The sequence below is a fragment of the Corynebacterium sp. genome, from assembly GCF_012838985.1.
Lineage (GTDB): Bacteria > Actinomycetota > Actinomycetes > Mycobacteriales > Mycobacteriaceae > Corynebacterium.
This window is the reverse complement of sequence record NZ_DUOE01000108.1, coordinates 1-4,963: the sequence shown is the minus strand read 5'-3', so window position 1 is coordinate 4,963 and position 4,963 is coordinate 1. Positions and strand designations below refer to the sequence as shown.

General features: G+C 68.6%; 5 protein-coding genes. 1 reads left to right on the top strand and 4 read right to left on the bottom strand.

The window, feature by feature from the left end:
- Nucleotides 1-1,017 (top strand): peptidoglycan recognition family protein (locus tag GXZ33_RS06290; protein ID WP_291339999.1); only part of this gene is annotated, 1,017 nt, incomplete at its 5' end.
- On the opposite strand, the gene glpK is transcribed toward GXZ33_RS06290, so the two are convergent.
- The 4 genes from glpK to GXZ33_RS06270 all read right to left on the bottom strand — a co-directional run.
- Complete coding sequence (glpK, locus tag GXZ33_RS06285; RefSeq protein WP_291339998.1) at nt 1,014-2,522, bottom strand: glycerol kinase GlpK; 1,509 nt, start codon at nt 2,520-2,522, stop codon at nt 1,014-1,016. The two genes, GXZ33_RS06290 and glpK, sit on opposite strands and share 4 nt — an antisense overlap.
- Before the next feature lie 135 nt (nt 2,523-2,657).
- Nucleotides 2,658-3,494, bottom strand: coding sequence for an HAD family hydrolase (locus GXZ33_RS06280; RefSeq protein WP_291339997.1), 837 nt, complete (start codon nt 3,492-3,494; stop codon nt 2,658-2,660).
- Between the two features lie 3 nt (nt 3,495-3,497).
- Nucleotides 3,498-4,436 (bottom strand): lysophospholipid acyltransferase family protein, encoded by a 939-nt coding sequence (locus GXZ33_RS06275; RefSeq protein WP_291339996.1) that lies wholly within the window; start codon nt 4,434-4,436, stop codon nt 3,498-3,500.
- 11 nt (nt 4,437-4,447) lie between these two features.
- Nucleotides 4,448-4,963: aminoacyl--tRNA ligase-related protein (locus GXZ33_RS06270; RefSeq protein WP_363237008.1), on the bottom strand; the 516-nt coding region annotated here is incomplete at its 5' end.

The window sequence follows — 4,963 nt, the reverse complement described above, 5'->3', positions numbered from 1 at the left end:
TACGGTGGCCTGGACAAGAACGTCCAGGGTGCGCATGTCGGTGGCTTCAACAAGGGCACCTTCGGCATCTCCATGATGGGCAACTACGACGTCGCCCCGACCACCCAGGCCATGATCCGGTCGGTCGGCGAGATGATCGGCTGGAAGGCCGCCATCGCCGGCTTCAACCCGCAGGGCTCGACCTCCTACACGCCGCTGTCCTTCGGCGGTTCGAAGCACCCCGGCGGCGTCCCGATGATGCTCCCGAACGTCTTCGCCCACCGCGACGCCCACAACAACGCCTGCCCGGGCACGTACGGCTACGCGCAGATGAACAACATCCGCTCCATCGCGGCGGAGAAGTACAACGAGATCAAGGCCAGCCGGACCACCACATCCACTGCACCTACGTCACCCGCTGAGCCCCCGGCACCCACTCCGCCGACTTCCCAGCAGGCCCCGGCCCCGCAGGAGCCCCCGGCCCCGCAGGAGCCCGGTGTCACCGACACCCTGAGCTCCGCCGCAGGTGGCGACGAGCTGGCCCTGCTCACCATCGTCGGTTCCCTGGCCGCCGTGGCCGTCGCGGTCATCGCGTCCAACGGCACCGTCCCGGGCACGACGCAGAAGGTCGGCGACGTGCAGGTCATGCCGGACCTCAAGCTCGCGGACCTCAAGCCGGTCCTCGACATCGTGTCCACGCTGGCCGGCGACACCAAGATCACCCAGGCCGTCAACCGGGTCGGCGCCAACTACGGTGCCGTGCTGGGCGACCCGCGCGGTGGCGTGAGCACCGAGGACGCACAGGTCGCGCTGTTCGACAACGGCATCATCATCGACCAGTTCGGATCCTCCGAGGCCCGCGCACTGTGGGGCGTCATCGGTGACATCTGGGCAGGCCAGGGCTTCGACCTCGGCCCGCTGGGTATGCCGCTCAACGAGCAGTACAACGACGGCGACCGCCTCCGCGTCGACTTCGAGGGCGGCAACATCACGGTCAACCCCTTCGACGGCAGCGTCGACGTCGCCCTGAACAACTAGGCCCAGTCGAGGGAGCGTGCCACGGCGCGCTCCCACTCCCCCACCAACGCTTCCCGACGTTCCACCGTCCACCCCGGAGCCCACGACCGGTCGGGGGTCTGGAGCGAGCGGACGTCGGCAAGCGACGACCAGTAACCACTGCCCACACCAGCGGCGAAAGCCGCGCCGAGGGCCGTGGTCTCGATGTTCATCGGGCGGTGGACCTCCGTGCCGAGGATGTCGGCCTGCAGCTGCATGAGCGTGTCATTCGCGGTCATGCCGCCGTCGACACGCAGGCCCGTGAGTTCGATGCCGGAGTCCGCCACCATCGCCGCGACGACCTCCCGCGTCTGCAGCGCGGTCGCCTCCAGAGCGGCACGCGCGATGTGGCTGCGGTCCGCGAAACGGGTCAGCCCGACGATGACGCCCCGGGCATCCGGCCGCCAGCGCGGCGCGAACAACCCCGAGAACGCCGGGACGATGAACACCCCGCCGTTGTCCTCCGCCGCGATCCGCTCGACCTCGTCCGCCGAACGGATGATCCCGAGCTGGTCCCGCAGCCACTGGATGAGCGAACCACCCACCGCCACCGACCCCTCCAGCGCGTACACCGGAGCCTCCCCCTCCCGCTGGTAGAGCACCGTCGACAGGAGCCCGTGCTCGGAGACCTGCGGCTCAGAACCCGTGTTGAGCAGCAGGAACAGCCCCGTGCCGTAGGTGTTCTTCGCGTCCCCCACCTCGAAGCAGCCCTGCCCGAACATCGCCGACTGCTGATCCCCCAGCACACCCGTGATGGGCACACCCGCCAGGGTCCCCCGCTGCCGGACCTCCCCGAAACCACTCATCGACGCCCTGATCTCCGGCAACACCCCCACCGGCACCCCGATCTCCGCGCACAACTCCGGATCCCACTGACAGGTACGCAGGTCCATGAGCAGGGTGCGCGACGCATTCGTGACATCCGTGGCATGCACCGCCTCCCGCCCCTCATCGCCACGCGCCCCGCCCGTGAGATTCCACAACAACCACGTGTCGATCGTCCCCGCCAGCAGCTCCCCCTTCTCCGCGCGCTCGCGGGCCCCCTCCACATGGTCCAGGATCCACGCGATCTTCGGCCCCGCCGGATAGGAGTTCGCCAGCAGACCCGTCCGGTCGAGCCAACGCCGCGGATCCTCCCCTGCGATGCCCGCCGTCCGGGTGTCCTGCCACACGATCGCGTTGTGGATCGGCTTTCCCGTCGCCTTCTCCCACACCACGGCGGTCTCCCGCTGATTGGTCACCCCGAGAGCGGCGATCCGGTCGGGCGAGACGTCGATGTCCACCATCGCCGTGGACACCGCCCGGCGCGTGTTCGCCCAGATCTCCAGCGGATCATGCTCGACCCAGCCCTGCCGCGGCATGATCTGCTCATGCTCGTACTGGCCGGAGGAGACCACCTGCCCGTCCCGGTCGATGATGACGCAGCGTGTCGAGGTCGTGCCCTGGTCAATGGCCGCCACATATTGTTTCGGATGCGAAGCCGTCATGGTTCAAGTCTGCCACGGGGTCGTGGGTGGGGCGGGGCTTGCGCGATTCCACGTGAACGCGCGAGCCCTTTTGCGTTTCCCCAGGTCGCGGGGCGTGGTAGGTGAGGTTCACGTGGAACCGCGCCGCAGAACCCCCTAGAACCAGCGCTCCAGCACCTGCGCCAGGCCGCCCTCGTCGTTCGTGCCGGTGGTGAAGTCGGCGACGTCCTTGACCGAGTCACGCGCGTTGCCCATGGCCACGCCCATGCCGGCCCAGGCGAGCATCTCGATGTCGTTGGGCATGTCGCCGAACGCGATGACGTCCTCGCGGTTGATGCCGTGGAGGGTGGCCAGCGTCGATACGCCCAGGGCCTTGGTCACGCCCGGGGCGGCGACCTCGAGGAGTCCCTCGTTCATGGAGAAGGTCACGTGGGCGACGTCGGGGTCGATGAACGGTGCGACCAGGTCGAACATCTCGGGGGCGGTGAGCTGTTCGTGGCGGAGGATCATCTTCACGGCGGGCTGGCTGATGACCTCGTGCTCGGGGGCCACGCCGTAGCCCTGCTCCTCCCAGGTGTGGAGGTAGCCCGGGGAGATGACGAACATCTCCTCCTCGGGGTCGAAGGCGGACTGGCCGACGCGTTCACAGCCGATGGCGATGCCGCCGACCTCGTGGAACGCCTCCTTGGACAGTTCGAGGACCTCGGCCATCGTGTCCGGGGTGAGCGCGTGGGTGGCCAGGACCTGGTCGTTGGCGGAGTCGTAGACGACGGCACCGTTGGAGGTCACGCAGACCGGGCGGATGGGCAGCTGGTCGAGGACGGGGAAGATCCACCGGTGCGGGCGTCCGGTGGCCAGGGCGACCTCGGTGTCGGCCTGCACGGCCCGGACGATGACGTCGCGCACGCGGGGGATGATGCGGTCCTGCGAGTTGATGAGTGTGCCGTCAACGTCGCTGGCCACGAGCCTGGGAGCCGGTCCGGGGGTCTGCATGGTTTATCTCCTGAGTTTTTCCTTCACCTGGTCGATGAAGGTCCGTGCGTTGCCGAGGATGGCGTCGGCACGTTTGTCTAGTTTCGCGGAGGCCGCGGCCTCCTTCTTGGCTGCCTTGGCGGCGCGGGCCTCGGTGTCGATGCGGCGGGCGTCGGTAAGCGTGGGTGCACTGCCGCCGTCGGCGTTGGGGATCCAGTACTCGCCGGCCGGGAACGGGCCGTAGGCGCGGCCGTAGTCGTCGCGGACGCGGTCGAGCAGGACCTGCATGGCGTCCTTGAGTCGCTGGATCGCGGCGTCCGGGTCGCCGTTCGGGTCGACGGGGGCGCCGACACGGATGAACACCGGGGTGTTCGTGCGGCCGAGGCGCTTGGGGTGGTCCTTGGTCCAGATGCGCTGGGAACCCCAGATGACCACCGGGATGAGCGGCGTATCGGCCTCCGCGGCGATGCGGGCGGCACCGTTCTTGAAGTCCTTGAGTTCGAAGGCGCGCGAGATCGTCGCCTCCGGGAAGATGCCCACCAGCTGGCCCTGTCGCAGACGCTCGACGGCCTCCTCGCGGGAGGCTGCACCGGCGGCGCGGTTGACCTGCAGGTGCTTCATGGAGCGCATGAGGCGACCGATGACGGGGGTGTCGAAGATCTCCTTCTTCGCCATGAACCGCACCAGGCGGCGGCCGCGCAGGTGCGCGGGGATGCCGCCGAAGATGAAGTCGTAGTAGCCGGTGTGGTTGATGGCCAGCAGGGCCGGACCGTCCACGGGGATGTTCTCCGCGCCGAAGACGGTCAGCCTGATGCCCTGCGCCTTCATGAGTGCCCTGGCGAGGGGGATGATGATCCGGTTGTACGGGCTCTCCTTCCCCTCGACCGGGTGGTCGGGCACCGGGGACAGGTCAGCGGGGACGTAGAAGCCCCGGCGCTTGCGGAAACGTGGGTTGGCGGCCATGGTGTTCTCCCCTACTTCCTGGGTTCGAGGACATCCTTGCCCACGAACGGGCGCAGCGCCTCCGGAACGGTGACGGAGCCGTCGGCCTGCTGGTTGTTCTCCAGGATGGCGACGAGCCAGCGGGTCGTGGCGAGGGTGCCGTTGAGGGTCGCGGCGATCTGGGCCTTGCCGTTCTCGTCGCGGTAGCGGGTCTGCAGGCGGCGGCCCTGGAAGGTGGTGCAGTTCGAGGTGGAGGTCAGCTCGCGGTAGGTGTTCTGGGTCGGGACCCAGGCCTCGGTGTCGAACTTGCGGGCCGCGGACTGGCCGAGGTCGCCGCCGGCGATGTCGATGATGCGGTAGGGCACCTCGACGGCGGAGAGCATCTCGCGCTCCATGTCCAGCAGTGCCTGGTGCTGCTCGACGGCGTCCTCCGGCTTGCAGTAGACGAACATCTCCAGCTTGTCGAACTGGTGGACGCGGATGATGCCGCGGGTGTCCTTGCCGTAGGAGCCGGCCTCGCGGCGGAAGCAGGAGGACCAGCCGGTGTA

Bases quoted from the DNA above. Each gene is read 5' to 3' on its own strand.
- glpK (WP_291339998.1), bottom strand. From the start codon at position 2,522: ATGACGGCTTCGCATCCGAAACAATATGTGGCGGCCATTGACCAGGGC.
- GXZ33_RS06280 (WP_291339997.1), bottom strand. From the start codon at position 3,494: ATGCAGACCCCCGGACCGGCTCCCAGGCTCGTGGCCAGCGACGTTGAC.
- GXZ33_RS06275 (WP_291339996.1), bottom strand. From the start codon at position 4,436: ATGGCCGCCAACCCACGTTTCCGCAAGCGCCGGGGCTTCTACGTCCCC.